The sequence below is a fragment of the Streptococcus fermentans genome (assembly GCF_040888305.1).
GTDB classification, from domain to species: Bacteria; Bacillota; Bacilli; order Lactobacillales; family Streptococcaceae; genus Streptococcus; species Streptococcus fermentans.
Map to the genome: position 1 here is coordinate 50,519 of NZ_JBFNFG010000010.1, position 14,962 is coordinate 65,480.

The 14,962-nt window shown below is 40.6% G+C and carries 11 protein-coding genes; 1 reads left to right on the forward strand and 10 read right to left on the reverse strand.

Going from position 1 to position 14,962, the window contains the following annotated elements:
- Window positions 1–109 precede the first annotated feature (109 nt).
- Window positions 110–1,261 carry a low temperature requirement protein A gene (locus tag AB2B50_RS08750; RefSeq protein ID WP_320693050.1) on the forward strand — a complete coding sequence of 384 codons (1,152 nt, stop codon included), beginning with the start codon at window positions 110–112 and terminating at the stop codon, window positions 1,259–1,261.
- A 664-nt stretch (window positions 1,262–1,925) separates the two neighbouring features.
- Here AB2B50_RS08750 and AB2B50_RS08755 read toward each other — a convergent pair.
- The 10 genes from AB2B50_RS08755 to AB2B50_RS08805 form a co-directional block, all read right to left on the reverse strand.
- A complete protein-coding gene (locus AB2B50_RS08755) occupies window positions 1,926–3,014 on the reverse strand; it encodes an AI-2E family transporter (protein ID WP_049551477.1) in 1,089 nt (362 codons plus the stop codon).
- A 9-nt stretch (window positions 3,015–3,023) separates the two neighbouring features.
- Window positions 3,024–4,313 (reverse strand): DUF308 domain-containing protein, encoded by a 1,290-nt coding sequence (locus AB2B50_RS08760; protein ID WP_320693051.1) that lies wholly within the window; start codon window positions 4,311–4,313, stop codon window positions 3,024–3,026.
- A 507-nt stretch (window positions 4,314–4,820) separates the two neighbouring features.
- Window positions 4,821–5,378, reverse strand: a complete 558-nt coding sequence (locus AB2B50_RS08765; RefSeq protein ID WP_000753298.1) for a hypothetical protein — start codon at window positions 5,376–5,378, stop codon at window positions 4,821–4,823.
- Window positions 5,379–5,597: 219 nt separating this feature from the next.
- Window positions 5,598–6,626 carry a tRNA preQ1(34) S-adenosylmethionine ribosyltransferase-isomerase QueA gene (gene queA, locus AB2B50_RS08770; protein ID WP_001095263.1) on the reverse strand — a complete coding sequence of 343 codons (1,029 nt, stop codon included), beginning with the start codon at window positions 6,624–6,626 and terminating at the stop codon, window positions 5,598–5,600.
- Window positions 6,627–6,665: 39 nt separating this feature from the next.
- Window positions 6,666–7,574, reverse strand: coding sequence for a LysR family transcriptional regulator (locus AB2B50_RS08775; protein WP_025171295.1), 909 nt, complete (start codon window positions 7,572–7,574; stop codon window positions 6,666–6,668).
- A gap of 446 nt (window positions 7,575–8,020) precedes the next feature.
- Window positions 8,021–8,251 (reverse strand): GlsB/YeaQ/YmgE family stress response membrane protein, encoded by a 231-nt coding sequence (locus AB2B50_RS08785; protein ID WP_049508719.1) that lies wholly within the window; start codon window positions 8,249–8,251, stop codon window positions 8,021–8,023.
- 9 nt (window positions 8,252–8,260) lie between these two features.
- Entirely contained in the window at window positions 8,261–9,502 is a 1,242-nt protein-coding gene (locus AB2B50_RS08790) for an aminopeptidase (RefSeq protein WP_320693052.1), read from the reverse strand.
- Between the two features lie 20 nt (window positions 9,503–9,522).
- Window positions 9,523–9,675: a hypothetical protein gene (locus AB2B50_RS08795; RefSeq protein ID WP_223140520.1), complete on the reverse strand. Its 153-nt coding sequence runs from the start codon at window positions 9,673–9,675 to the stop codon at window positions 9,523–9,525.
- A 13-nt stretch (window positions 9,676–9,688) separates the two neighbouring features.
- Window positions 9,689–10,363 carry a hypothetical protein gene (locus AB2B50_RS08800; RefSeq protein WP_320693053.1) on the reverse strand — a complete coding sequence of 225 codons (675 nt, stop codon included), beginning with the start codon at window positions 10,361–10,363 and terminating at the stop codon, window positions 9,689–9,691.
- Window positions 10,364–10,403: 40 nt separating this feature from the next.
- On the reverse strand, window positions 10,404–14,798 hold the full coding sequence (locus tag AB2B50_RS08805; protein ID WP_320693054.1) for a PolC-type DNA polymerase III: 4,395 nt from the start codon (window positions 14,796–14,798) through the stop codon (window positions 10,404–10,406).
- Window positions 14,799–14,962 lie beyond the last annotated feature (164 nt).

Consider the following 14,962-nt stretch of genomic DNA (forward strand, 5'->3'; position numbering starts at 1 on the left):
TCAAGATTTTGACAATTCGCGCCACATGAAATTATTTAAGCATATCCTTTTCTTTCATTACCATTTTCTGTTATAATGTATTGTATTTCTAAAGTAGAAAGGTATTAATATGACAACTCTTATTAAGCATAAACGTGTAGAATTTTCAGAACTATTTTATGACCTAGTGTTTGTTTTTGCAATTTCAAAAGCAACTACTTTAATTGACCATCTTCATAACGGTATTTTGACTTGGAATTCTTTCCTTGATTTTTTCATGGCTGTCTTGGTTCTCACCGATTCCTGGATGATTCAAACCATTTATACCAATCGCTATGGAAAGAACTCTTTATTTAACATGGTAATCATGTTTATCAAAATGGGAATTTTACTCTTTATAGCCAATATAATGGGACCTGATTGGCAACAATATTTTCATTATCTCTGTTGGGCTATTGGTACATTAACCCTTACCTTATTTTTTCAATATTTGGTTGAGTTTTTTAGAAAATCAACCGATGATGTTAATCGGGAAAGTATCAAAGGTTTTCTATGGATAACAGGGCTAGGAAGTTTAGGAGTCTATCTAGCAGCTCTTCTTCCTCTTCCTATTTACGTTAGAGTCTATATCTTCTTTGCTAGTATTCTGCTAACATTTATTATGCCAATTATCTTGCTTAGTAAAGATAAGCATTACCAGGTAAATCTCCCCCATTTAATCGAGCGCATCTCCCTTCTTGTCATTATTACGTTTGGAGAGATGATTATGGAGCTAGCTAACTTCTTTACAATCGAGAATTTCTCGATTTATTCGGTTCTTTATTTCATTATTATGCTTTCTCTGTTCCTATTTTATTTTGGTGAATTTGACCATGCTATTGATGAAAAATCTAATCAAAAGGGACTATTTCTAATTTACAGTCACTATCCTATTTTCATTGGACTTATTATGATGACTGTTTCGATGAGTTTTCTTCTGAATCCTGAAGCTAATCATCTCTTTGCAACCATCTTCTCTTATATCGGATTTGGCCTCTTCCAAGTTGCTGTCCTAGTAAATGGGCCCTGTAACAAACACTATCTTAGCTATTCGAAAAGTTACTACTGTGTCCAAGCGACACTCTATCTGGCTGCCTTGATTCTCTCTTTAATCTTTGCTTCTAATCCTATAATAGTAGTGAGTATAACAACCATTTTAGCTCTAGCTATAGCCACTCATTTTATTTATTTTTATGTGACACAGAATAAAAAATATTCCAAATCTAACTGGGGATTATTTTAATGAGTTTATAACATTAAAAAGCTTTGGGAACCAAGGCTTTTTTTTCATTAATTTGTTTTTCCATTTTATCCTCCAATTTGAGCTCGCACTGACATTTATTTATAACAAAACTATATATCTAGAATAGCATAATCATTAGGTATTATAGGTTTTCAAACAAAATACGAGTCATTAGTTTTTGCCCCACTTTTGCCCCATTTTAAAATCCTGACATTGAAAACACCTAAAAGTATTTCCCTAAAATCAGCTATATTTCAACATTTTTGTTTATTTTCAATATGAAAAGTTCTTACAAATTCATGTAGGGGGCATCTAAATCAACAGGAAAAAGCCTTAAAATCAAGGCTTTTTTTGCTGTCCAATAGCTTTTTATAGCAAATCATTATAAAGGTTTTCTAACCTTATCCAACTTATCATTTATTCTCAATCAATTGCTAGTAGTGTTTGATAAGGCCAACTGTTTTTTACAATAGAGAGCTAGTCTATAATTAACTAAACTATACTAATTTGTGCCCATATTACATGGCCAATCCGCATAGAGATTAAAATGGGCTATTATGAATTCATAAATTTTCGCAACGGAACAAGAGCAAGTCATTTAGAAATAAAAGAGAAGAGAATCTTTCACTCTCTTCTTAGTATATCTTATTAAATTCAGTCTTTCTCAATCTACCTGATTTTCCTTTGCAACGACAAATTCTTTAACCAATCGATAGATAACAGCAAATATCGGTGTAAAGAATATCATCCCAAGTAAGCCAAAGAGATTGCCTCCAATACTAGCAGCCGCAAGCGTGAAAATAGCTGGCAAACCAATAGACTGACCTACAACTCTAGGATAAATAAGGTTTCCTTCAATCAGCTGTATAACTTGATATAGAAGAAGAGAAAGTAAGGCTTGAGTAGGACTCACTGTGAAGATAAAAATCGCTCCCACAACACAAGCAATCATAGGCCCTACATAAGGAATGAACGATAGCACTCCTGCAAAGATACCTGTCATTACTCCATAGGGTATCCCAAACACGCTGTAACCAACCGCTATCATAACTCCTATGATAACTGCTTCAATCAGCTGACTCATCAAAAATTGGTCATAAGTCTCTAGTGCTACTTGTCCAATGTAAGTCAACTTTATCACCACCTTCTCTGGAAGAAAAACTTTTAGAAGTCGACTCGTCATCGCTGCCAAATGTTCCTTACTGGATAAAAATAAAAAGGTGAAGACTATAATCAAAAAGGCATTCATCAAACTTGAAAAAATATTGCCGATATTACTAGTCAGACCTGATAAAAAACCTATCAAAGCTTGGCTAATAGAACTAGATTGTCCCTGTATGCCTGATACGATAGTTGACAACATGTCTTTGGTTACAAATTCCGAGCTGCCTAGCAATTTCCCAAGTTGAGTAAGGACTGTTGAAAGGACTGTTCCCAGCTGACTAATAGTCTGGGCTAGGGTTGGCAGCACCAAAACCAAAAGAGCAATCACGATTAAGATAAGAGCTAGGAAAACAAGTACCATGGCAATCGGACGACGCAACTCTGCCTTTACCTTCAATTTAACTAAGTACTGTTCAATTTTTTTCATAGGAACATTAAGCACAAAAGCAATAACAGCACCATAAATCAAGGTTGATATTACATCAAAGAGAGAGATTGCTCCTGATATAAAGCTCGATGCATTCAGAATTACAAGAGCAACCAGCCCTATAAAAAGTATTAACGGGGTGTATTTTTTTACTAAGTTCATAAATTCTCCTTAATAAACATGTTTAGATACGACTATACTATTTGGTTTTTCAAACTCTCGATTAAGGTAGGCTTGGTAAGTTCCTGGAGCGATAAATCCTTTGGGTGAGAGGATATCGGTGCCAGCCTGACCGACTATGGTATCAGCCAAGAGCACACAGTTTGTAGATAAGACAAAGTAGGATTTAAACTTAGATTTGATAAATTTATAAAGTTCCCCATCTGTCTCATGTCTGATTTTATAAGCGTAGGTGTAGTCTTCCTTACCATCACCTGTCATGATTTTATCTGCACTTGGCTCCCATGGAATCGTCAGTTGTTTCAATTCAGCCAACTTTTTCTGAACTGCTTTTTCCATTTCAGGCGTCAAATCTATCCCATAACCAAAAAGCGTTTTTTGACTCTCACGTTTACATAGGTCAATGTACTTGTCACGATCACAGAAATATAAGACACCATCTCCTACCATGCCAAATAAGGTCTCAGAAGACGGATCATAGTTGCCATAAGAAATAACACGGCCTTGATAGCAGATATCCACATGACCAATTGCCGAAAACAGAGAGGTCTCAGCTGTATGAACAAAAATTTCAAGCTCCGCTGTCTTACCAGACTTCACCATTCCAAGATGGATATCCTCTCTCTCATCAGCATTTTCCTGCATGAATTTGTTGATTTTTGCTAAAGTTCTTGCAGGGATGAGAGCGGCTAGGACAATAGGTAAGCTAATTCTAATGCGACGTTTGAGATGGTTTTTCCCAATTTCCTCCTCAAACAAGAAACCATCACGGATATTGGACACACCATAAAGGAAAAAATAAGCCCCTAATACAAAGAGTTGAAAGACAGAATTTCCTGTAGAGGACAAAAGACTAGTCCCACCAAGAAAAACTAGTACGAGTCCATCTAGTAAGAGACGAAAACGAGGTCGAATTTTGTTTTTGCGGTAGAGAACATAGGTGACAAGGTTAATACTAGCATGAAAAATCTGATAAACTCCAATCACAAGAGCCAAAATATAAATCGGCACATCCGTCGCAAGATTGGAGCCAAGCAAATATCCCAGCACTAACAATTTAACCAGTGCAACTCCCAAGGTGTCCGTTGACTGACTTTTTTTGAAAATACGTAATACTAAATCTAAGACCGTTGCTATCCAAGCTAAAAACAGAACCAGTCGAATAACCTTTACTGGCAACCAAGTCCCCGTGACCATCAAGATGAGACCTAGCAGAACAAACAAGAAACCCTGAACAAGTAATTTCTTACCTGTCAGACCTAAAGAAAGAATTTTTTCCATAAAAGACCTTTCAAAAATAATAATTAAGCCCTTTGATCAAATTGACTGGTAAATAGCTGACGGCACAAACAGCCTGTGCCAGCAAGACATGGCGACTGACTGTAGCAATGTCACCATCTTGTCTTTTGCACTTCTGAAATTTGTTTTATTGAGTCGAAATCAGAGCTTTTAAAAACTAGCTAAACTTGAAAGCTAACCATAATTGCTAGATAAAAAAGGTGCAACCAATCCTTCTTGTAAAGGTAGGAAAGAATTATATCCATTCCATTAATTATTTATATATTACCTATTGTGACACAATACTCACTATAATTCAACTTTTTACTTATTTCAATAGTTTTGATTATTTTCAACATGAAAACTCTTCAAAAATTATGCAGGGGCATCTAAACAACAGGAAAAAGTCTTGGAATCAAGGCTTTTTTACTTGTCAAATCAATCTCATCCATACTTTTCACCACTCAAAAAGCGAGCCGTCGATTTGGCTCATTTTTTCTTTTTTCATTCTTAATTTCGGTAAAAATGACTATCTTTGTCGCTTGGTGATTGGCCGATTGCCAAGACGTCTTGGCTGCCATCCGTACCTGTCAATTCATTTGCTACACCTGCTGGTGTAAAGATAAGGCGTGCACCTTCTCCACCATCGACAAGATGGATTCCTGTTGAGTAGTAGCCATCTTTTTCCTCTACTTGGCCCATTTCATACTGGAAGGTTCCTTTTGAACTTTGAATGGTCACGATTCCATCAGCTGTGACTGTAGCAGTTGTTCCAGCATAGTTTTCCCATGTTCCAAGAAATTTTGCGTAAGCTTCTGGCGACTTTTTCTTCTCTTCCTTCTTATCCGTTTGAGTGCTTGCGGAACTTGATGGACTCGTTTCAGACTTCGGCTCCTCTTTTTGACTAGCTTCTGTTTTACTTGATGACTCCTTAGTTACTTTAGAGGAAGAAGCCTCTTTGCTTGAAGATGCTGTAGTTTTTTCAGTATTTCCTCCACAAGCAGCAAGTGTCACCACAGCCAACAAGGCAAGAGCTGAAAGACTGGTGTAGCTCAATGTTTTTTTCATGATAATCTCCTTTTAAAATGATGACCCAGTTTAGTCTGAGTCTAAAATGGCTAGTCCGAAATTACATATATTTTTGACGGCCAAGCCCTAGTCTTCAGTGTATCATTTATTTGTCTATAATTCAATAGTTATTTTGGTAACTTTGTGTAAGATCAAGCAAAAAACTGATCCAAGAATGAATCAGTCTCTCTTTATATCTTCTTTGATTTTTCAAAAGCTTTAATAGATAAACATGGCATCGCCAAAGCTAAAGAAACGGTATTTTTGGTCGATAGCATGTTGGTAGGCTTCTAAGACCAATTCACGGCCTGCAAAGGCAGAAACGAGCATGACCAAGGTAGACTTAGGCAAATGGAAATTCGTAGAAAAAGCATCCACAACCTTCCAGTCATAGCCTGGTTTGATAAAGATATTGGTCCAGCCAGAGTCTGCTTGGATTTGCCCATCAAACTTGCTTCCGATGGTTTCTAGTGTACGGATAGAGGTTGTTCCAACCGCAATGACACGACCCCCATTTTCTTTGACCTGTCGCAAGGTCGCAGCAGCTTCTTCAGACAATTGATAAAACTCTGAGTGCATCTCGTGCTCATCCAGATTATCTACGGAAACAGGTCTAAAGGTCCCAAGTCCAACGTGCAAGGTCAGGTAGACTAGGTGAACCCCTTTTTGCTGGATTTCTTCCAGTAATTCCTTGGTAAAATGCAGGCCTGCAGTTGGGGCAGCCGCTGAGCCGCTCTCCTTGGCATAGACTGTCTGGTAACGTTCACGGTCATCCAACTTTTCATGGATATAAGGAGGCAGTGGCATTTCTCCAAGACTTTCAAGTACTTCTAGGAAAATTCCTTCATATTCAAAACGCACAATACGGCCACCATGGGTCAATTCCTCAGTCACAACTGCGCTTAGCCGACCATCGCCAAAGACAACTCTAGCTCCGACCTTGAGACGTTTAGCAGGTTTTGCCAAGACTTCCCATTCGTCTCCTGCTGTATTTTTCAAGAGCAAGAGTTCAACATGGCCCCCTGTTTCTTCCTTTTGACCATGAAGTCGCGCTGGTAGTACGCGGGTGTCATTCATAACCAGGGCATCACCTGGCTCTAGCATTTCAATAATAGAGTGAAAATGGCGATCTTGAAATTCCCCTGTTTTGCGATTGACTATCAAGAGTTTAGAGGCATCGCGCTTTTCCAGAGGTGTTTGTGCAATCAACTCCTCAGGCAAGTGAAAATCAAAATCATTGGTATTCATTGTAGTCATATTTCCTTTTCTTTTCTAATGTACTTACGATTAGCTATCAAAACGAACTTCTTCAAGCAAATACTCGATGAAGCGTTCACCCATCTTAGATAAGCTAGTTTTCTCATGCTGGATATAAACCAGCTCAATCGGATCATCAATATCAAGTGGAATCGAAACAATATTGTCTCCATTGAGGTTACTATTAAGGATACCAGTCGCGATGGTATAGCCGTCCAAACCAATCAAGAGATTGAACAAGGTCGCACGGTCACTAACAACGATGGATTTCTTGTGGTGTTCCTGAGACAAAATCTCCTCTGAGAAATAGAAGGAATTATGGGTTCCTTGATCATAGCTCAAGTAAGGGAAGTCTTCTAGGTCTGCCAACTGCACCTTGTCTTTTTTAGCAAGAGGATTGGTCTTGCTGACAAAGATATGAGGTTGGGCTGTAAAGAGATGGTGAGCAACTAGATGGTTATCATCCAACATCTTAGAAAGGACATCACGGTTATAGCTATTTAAAAAGAGGACTCCGACTTCACTACGGAAGTTCTTGACGTCGTCGATGATTTCCCAGGTTCTGGTTTCACGCAAAAAAAGCTCGTACTTTTCCATATCGCTCTTCTTGAGCAAGGAAACAAAGGCATTGACTACGAAGGCATAGTGTTGCGAAGACACACTAAAAAGCTCGCGATGAGCGATGGGATTTTTATAACGTTCTTCTAGAAGTTGGGTTTGCTCGACAACCTGACGGGCATAGGATAAAAATTCCATCCCATCACGTGTGAGGGTAATTCCCTTGGGATTTCGAATAAAAATCTCAATCCCCATCTCATTTTCTAGGTCACGAACTGCATTTGACAGACTAGGTTGCGTAATGAAGAGTTGCTTGGCAGCTTCATTCATGGAACCAGTCTCTACAATTTTGATAATATAGTGTAATTGTTGAATTCTCATGCTTTTATTGTACCATACTTGAGGCAATATAAAAAGAACCAGTCACTGAAAGCTCTGTGGCTAAGCTTAGATGAGTGCTTTCAAAGGACTTTATCTAGCGACCTAAAAAGAGAGAGTGGGACAGAAATCGGTAATTCGTTAGAATTCGATTTCTGTCCCACCTCCGCACAGTTGAGTAGGGCTGTAAAAGCTGATGAAATCAGCGTAGTAGAGGCCACTCAACCACTGCGTCTTGATCGACAATCCAAAGACAATTGAGAGGCTAGGACTTTTGTCCCAGCCTCTCTCTTATTCTTTAGAATTAATCTGCCTTCTAAAGCGAAACTTAGCTTCCTCTTTCCCAGAAGATGGCTAGCAAAATCATGGCACCGAGAACTGATGGGATAATGGCTGTACCGTTTAGGCNCTCTTATTCTTTAGAATTAATCTGCCTTCTAAAGCGAAACTTAGCTTCCTCTTTCCCAGAAGATGGCTAGCAAAATCATGGCACCGAGAACTGATGGGATAATGGCTGTACCGTTTAGGCTTGGTCCCCAAAAACCAAAGAGTAATTGTCCTAAAAAGGCACCAATCCAGCCCAGGAACATTTTTCCGAAGCATCCCATACGTTCTCCACGATTGGTGATAGCTCCTGCTAGTAGTCCGATTAAAAGACCAACAAACATACTTCCAAGCATAGATTCTCCTTAAATTGCCCAATCTCCATTGCGGAAGAGAGGTACGCGTGTCCCATCCTCACGGATACCATCGATATCCATTTGGTTAGAACCAATCATAAAGTCAACGTGAACATCTGAACGGTTAAGTCCTGCAGCTTCAAGTTCTTCTTCGCTCATCTCTGCTCCACCAACAACGCTAGTTGCATAGGCTGCACCGATAGCCAAGTGGTTAGAAGCATTTTCGTCGAAAAGAGTGTTAAAGAAGGTAATCCCTGACTGAGAAATTGGACTTGGATCTGGTACCAAGGCACACTCACCCAAGGCACGCGCACCAGTATTCTTAAAGACAAGGTCCTTCATAACCTGGTCACCCTTTTCAGCTGTGATATCAACGATTTGACCATTTTCAAAGGTCACCTTGATACCTTCGATGATATTTCCATTGTAGCTAAGAGGTTTTGTAGACGTTACATAACCATCTGCGCGACGGAAGTCAGGAGCTGTAAAGACTTCTTCTGTTGGCATATTTGGCAAGAATCCTTCACCTTGAGCATTGATCGCTCCGGCAGATTCCCAAACGTGATTCTTAGGCAAGCCAAGTGTCAAATCAGTTCCAGGCGCTGTATAGTGAAGGGCTGAGAATTGTTCTTTGTTGAGCATCTCCGCCTTGCTCTTCAAGATAGCTGCATGTTCTTCCCAAGCCTTAACTGGATCTTCTTCGTAGATACGGCAAGTCTTGAAGATTTGGTCCCAAAGGAGGTCTACTGCTTCTTCATCGCTTGCTGCATTTGGAAAGACCTTCTTAGCCCACTCAAGTCCAGCTGCGGCAGCTACAGTCCAGCTAACCTTATTAGATTGAGTTGCGATACGCATTGGTTTCATGGCAATTCCCATAGCTTTGGCAGAAGCTGAAAGTTTTTCTGCATCAACTCCGTTCAAGGCACCTGGGTCAGAAGAACGAACACCGAGACGACTCGCTTTGTTTTCAAGAAGGTAATTCATCTCAGCAATCTTGTATTCTGGTACATTGTCCAAACGCTCTAGTGGCGCGTGAAGGAATTTCTCACGATTTACAAAGTCGTCAGCCCACTGCACAATGACTTCGTGTGCACCAAGTGCATAAGCCTCTTTAACAATTAAATGCGCCAACTCGCGTTGTTCCACATCGATAGAGAGAGCCAGAGTGTGACCAGGTTGCACGTTCACTCCATTAGCAACCAATAACTTAGCATATTTTTCTAGATTTTCTTTAAAATTTGGTAAAACCATTCTGTTTTCTCTTTTCTATTTTATTTTTCTTTCAAAGCAGAAAATAATCCTGCCAAAGCAATAGCACCTGACAAGAGTGCTGTCGATAGAAGAATTGTCTGATCAGCAAGCTCTAACTGATATTCAAAAACCTTTTGAGCAGGCTTGTCTTCCGCAAAAATTCTGAGTTTCATCAAATGTCCTTTCTTATTCCTCATGCACTCCTAGGTAGAGGCGTCGTGCCTCTGGACTGTTAGTGAGGATATCTACATAGGTTTCATAGTCATCAAGCAGGGGCTTTCCCAAAGAGATATCTTGTTCTGGATTTATATTTTTCCCATAAAGATAGCAAAGGTAGAGACGCTCATTGAGTGTTGGAAATACTTCAATGGACATGTGTTCAGCCTGACCTACTCGTTCCCAATCCTGTTCTTTGATATCTGGTATGATATAAGCTTGGAAGAGGCCCATAAGTGGATTATCCTCCGGTTGACCACTGTCCTTATCCGCTAGAACTAAAGAACAGCGTCGACCAAAACCAGCTACTTGGCGCTCCCGTCCCTTTACCGAAACAGTAATAGGATGCCCTCCAATATGGCTATAGATCCATTCTTTGGGTAGTTCATAATCTAACAGGGGGTTAACTTCTTTTACAATCGCTACAGGACTATAGCGTAGAAACTGACGAGTAACTGCTTTACAAAAAAGGATATCCTCCTCTTTCAAGGTCACTCCCTTCCAGTTATTTTCTTCGTTAAAATGGTTGAAAAATACCAGATAGGGATCACGCACCATTTGTGCTAATACGTAAACGCCATTTCGCAAGCGTATGGAAATAACTTTCCCTGGTTTCCAAGGTGTTGCTCTTTTTTTATTTAGCATTATTAGCCAACCTCAAATCTACACAAGACATTGCAAACTATTAAAACAAATCATCAAACAGACTCAACTGATTATCCTCTGGCATATTGCCGAGAATTCTCATTTCATCCATCTTTTCAACTAAAGTTGAGGAAAGTCCACCACGCTTGCGTAGTTCGGTTTTAGAGAGGAATTCTCCTTCTTGACGAGCTCGTACCAATTGCTTAGCAACGTTCTCTCCTAGACCATCCATAGCGACAAATGGTGGGATGAGGGTGTCCCCATCGATGATGAATTCAGTTGCATCACTACGATAGAGGTCTAACTTCCCAAATTTAAAACCACGTTCCCACATCTCATTGACGATTTCAAGTGTTGTGTAAAGGTCAATTTCTACGTTGGAAGCTTCATTGTTCTTCCGCTTTTCAGCAATTTCTTGCATCTTGCGTTTGATGGCATCCAAGCCTGCACCCATGGTCTTGATATCAAAGGCCTTAGCACGGATGGAGAAGTAAGCACAGTAGTAATAAATCGGATGGTGAACCTTGAAGTAGGCTACACGCAAGGCCATCATAACGTAGGCTGCCGCATGGGCTTTAGGGAACATGTACTTGATTTTTCCACAAGATTCGATATACCACTCAGGTACATTGTTAGCCTTCATAGCCTCTATATAACCATTGCGCTCTTCTTCTGAGATTTTGAGCCACAATCCCTTACGCACGCGCTCCATGATGGTAAAGGCCATCTTGGGATCTAAACCAGCGTGCATGAGGTAAACCATGATATCATCCCGACATCCGATAACGGTTGATAGGTCAGCAATTCCTGCCTTAATCAAGTCCTGAGCATTTCCTAACCATACGTCGGTACCGTGGGACAATCCAGACAGCTGAAGCAACTCCGCAAAAGTCGTCGGATGGGTTTCATCCACCATGCCTCGAACAAAATTGGTTCCAAACTCTGGAATACCAAGCATACCAGTTGAAGTCCCGATTTGCTCAGGGGTTACTCCTAGGATATCTGTACCTGAGAAGAGGGCCATGACACCAGGATCATCCATTGGGATATCATTTGGATCAATGCCTGACAAGTCCTGGAGTTTCCGAATCATGGTTGGATCATCATGTCCAAGAACATCGAGCTTGAGGACGTTCTCGTCGATATCGTGGAAGTTAAAGTGAGTGGTCTGCCATTCAGCAGTGACATCATCTGCAGGGTACTGCACTGGAGTAAAGTCATAGACGTCCATATAGTTTGGAATAACAACGATTCCTCCTGGGTGTTGACCGGTCGTCCGTTTGACACCGGCAGCTCCTTGGGCTAGGCGCTCCACTTCAGCTTCTCGGTAGAATTTGCCATAATCACGCTCGTAACCCTTGACAAATCCATAGGCTGTTTTAGCAGCCACCGTACCAACCGTTCCTGCACGGAAGGCATACTCTTCCCCAAAGATATCACGCACATCCAAGTGGGCGCTCGGTTGATCTTCACCTGAGAAGTTCAAATCGATATCAGGTACCTTATCCCCATCAAAACCAAGGAAGGTCTCGAAAGGAATGTCCTGTCCATTCTTGCTGAGCTTGTTGCCACAGTTTGGACAGTCTTTATCTGGCATATCAAAGCCTGAACCGTAGGAACCATCCGTGATAAACTCACTATACTGACACTGACCACAGACATAGTGAGGAGAGAGAGGGTTAACCTCGGTAATCCCAATCATGGTCGCAACAAAACTGGATCCAACAGACCCCCGTGAACCAACCAAGTAGCCTCGTTCATTGGAACGGTGCACTAGCATTTGCGAAGCTAGATAAATCACGGCAAAACCATTCCCTAGGATAGAAGTCAATTCCTTTTCAATCCGCAAATCAACGATATCTGGCAGTGGATTTCCATATATTTCAAAAGCTTTTTTATAGGTTAATTCGGCAACGGTTTCTTCGGCTTGGTCAATGAAAGGTGTATACAAATCACTTTTAACGACCTCAACAGGCTCAAAGATTTCTGCTAGGGCATTGGTATTTTCAATGACAATCTTACGAGCCAAATCTTCCCCTAGAAAGGCAAATTCATCCAACATTTCATTAGTTGTTCTAAAATGTGCCTTTGGTAGCGGAGCTGGTTGGGCAGCTTCTCCATGGCCGATAGTTCGGTTAATCATAGCCCCCTGACCTAGACTTCGGACGATGATTTCTCGATAAATTTCATCCTCAGGTTCGAGATAGTGGACATTTCCTGTCGCAAGAACCGGCTTGCCGAGGCGATCTCCAACCTCTATCAAACTCTTGATAATGGTGTGGAGCTCCTCCATGTCCTTGACCTGCTCTTTGGCAATCAGAGGTGCATAGATAGCCGGAGGCATCACCTCGATAAAGTCATAGTATTTAGCAACTTCGACCGCTGCATCTACACCTTGTGATACAACTGCATCAAAGACTTCCCCTTCTGTACAAGCGGAGCCCAAGATTAAGCCTTCTCGATGGGCATCCAGTACCGTACGTGGAATTCGTGGTACTCCTTCAAAATACTGAGTATTTGAGAGAGAAACCAGCTTAAAGATATTTTTCAAGCCCACTTGATTTTTCACATAAATGGTCGCATGCTTGACTCGAGCTTTTTTATAAGAATCTGGACTGATTAAATCAAGGTTTAATCGTGCCAAATCTGTCACACCGTGTTTTTCTGCTACTTCCTTAATAAAGATAAAGAGCAAACGGCCAGTTGCTTCCGCATCGTAGTTGGCCATGTGGTGGTGTTCTAGGGCAACACCAAAACGCTTAGTCAAAGGTCCTAGACCATGGCGTTTATACTCAGGATAGAGATTTCTAGCGAACTCTAGCGTGTCGATGACAGGTTGACTAATTTTTGGTAGACCGTGACGCTCATAGTTGGCATTCATAAAGCCAACGTCAAAGCTTGCATTATGGGCGACAAGAACTGTATCTTTACAGAATTCTTGGAATTCTTTCAGAACTTGAACCAAGGGTTTAGCATTTTTTACATGGTCATCAGTAATCCCAGTCAATTCAGTTGTAAAAGCTGACAAGGGATGCCCTGGATTGATAAATTCATCAAACTCAGCGATGATATTCCCCTTATACATCTTGGAAGCCGCAACTTGAATCAAATCATTATAAATAGCTGAAAGTCCTGTCGTTTCCACGTCGAAGACCACATAAGTCGCTTCAGACAAATTCATCTCAACTTCGTTATAAACGATAGGAACACGGTCCTCAACGATATTGGCTTCCATACCATAGATAAGTTGGATACCAGCTTTTTTGGCAGCCTTGTACCCATGAGGGAAGGACTGAACATTGCCATGGTCCGTGATAGCTACTGCTTTGTGACCCCATTTGGCAGCTGTCGCAACGATTTCTTCGACCTCAGGCAAAGCATCCATGGTCGACATGTTGGTATGGGCATGAAACTCAACGCGACGCTCACCTTCTGGCATCAAGTCTTTCCGTTCATAATGAACCACTTCCTGCACATCTTGCACATTCATGGTCAGGTCTCGTGTGAAATTATTCATCTCAACATTCCCACGAACACGGAGCCAGGAATTTTTCTTGATCATGTCAAATTTTTGGGCTTCTTCTTCATTTTTAACCCATTTTTGCATGGAGAAGCTAGATGTATAGTCCGTCATCTTGAAATTAATTAAGACACGACCTGTTCTAGTCACCTTCTGCTCGACATCAAAGACAACTCCTTCAAAAACCAGACGATTTTCCTCAGTATTAACCTCAATCATAGGAGTAATCTCTGCCTTGTCTAGTTTTGGCTTGGCAGCTGCTTTCTTAGCTTGGAAATCAAAGACAGGCTTATCCTCAACTGGAGGAGGCGGCGCCATCTGTTCCAATTGTTCCATAGCCCGAAGTGTTTCTTCATTAGCAGCTTGGATAATCATTTGATTTTCCGTCTGAAAAGCCTCTTGCTCTTCCCTCGTGAGTTCTTCATTTTTTTCTAAAATGCAGGATAATTTAGGAAAGCCAAAAAGTTCCAACTGTTTGCTAAGATTTGGCAGATGATTTTTTCTAAAATGTTCTGTATCTGCCGCTTCAGAAGCTTCAATAATCAACTGGTCATTTTCAAAGCGAACCTGAAAATTCTGATATATAGAACGAAAACCTTGACTAGCGCAAGGACCATCCGAAAAAGCCTCTCGATAGTAGGCTTGTAAAAGTTCTCTAGAAAATTCCTGATTTCTCGTTTTTATCTCAAAACTAGCCTGATTTCCCGTTTTTGAGAATTCTTCTTTCAAGCCTCTTTTCAACTCTAGAAAAAGTTCAAAAGGCAAGATATTTTCAAAAACAAAATGAAACTCCCAAACTTTGCTTCGTTTATGAACAATAACTTGTTCTATTTCAGCCTGAGAGAAGGCCTCATGATTTCTCATTTCAGCGGGTATTCCCAACTGATTCATTAAAATTTCAAAAGTGGTTGACATCCATTTTCCTCACAATATACTCCTTCTATTTTACCATATTTGAGGCACTTTTACCTATTTCTACCAAACAGAAAAAGAAGCCACAAAGTGACTTCTTTTAAAGTGACGGTGAATTATTCGGCTCTATAATATTTGTAGTGGGTAAATCCCCTATAGATATTATG

Coding starts and splice junctions, on each gene's coding strand:
- AB2B50_RS08785 (WP_049508719.1), bottom strand. CDS start 8,251: ATGCTTGGAAGTATGTTTGTTGGTCTTTTAATCGGACTACTAGCAGGA.
- AB2B50_RS08775 (WP_025171295.1), bottom strand. CDS start 7,574: ATGAGAATTCAACAATTACACTATATTATCAAAATTGTAGAGACTGGT.
- AB2B50_RS08765 (WP_000753298.1), bottom strand. CDS start 5,378: ATGAAAAAAACATTGAGCTACACCAGTCTTTCAGCTCTTGCCTTGTTG.
- AB2B50_RS08760 (WP_320693051.1), bottom strand. CDS start 4,313: ATGGAAAAAATTCTTTCTTTAGGTCTGACAGGTAAGAAATTACTTGTT.
- AB2B50_RS08805 (WP_320693054.1), bottom strand. CDS start 14,798: ATGTCAACCACTTTTGAAATTTTAATGAATCAGTTGGGAATACCCGCT.
- queA (WP_001095263.1), bottom strand. CDS start 6,626: ATGAATACCAATGATTTTGATTTTCACTTGCCTGAGGAGTTGATTGCA.
- AB2B50_RS08795 (WP_223140520.1), bottom strand. CDS start 9,675: ATGAAACTCAGAATTTTTGCGGAAGACAAGCCTGCTCAAAAGGTTTTT.
- AB2B50_RS08750 (WP_320693050.1), top strand. CDS start 110: ATGACAACTCTTATTAAGCATAAACGTGTAGAATTTTCAGAACTATTT.
- AB2B50_RS08790 (WP_320693052.1), bottom strand. CDS start 9,502: ATGGTTTTACCAAATTTTAAAGAAAATCTAGAAAAATATGCTAAGTTA.
- AB2B50_RS08755 (WP_049551477.1), bottom strand. CDS start 3,014: ATGAACTTAGTAAAAAAATACACCCCGTTAATACTTTTTATAGGGCTG.
- AB2B50_RS08800 (WP_320693053.1), bottom strand. CDS start 10,363: ATGCTAAATAAAAAAAGAGCAACACCTTGGAAACCAGGGAAAGTTATT.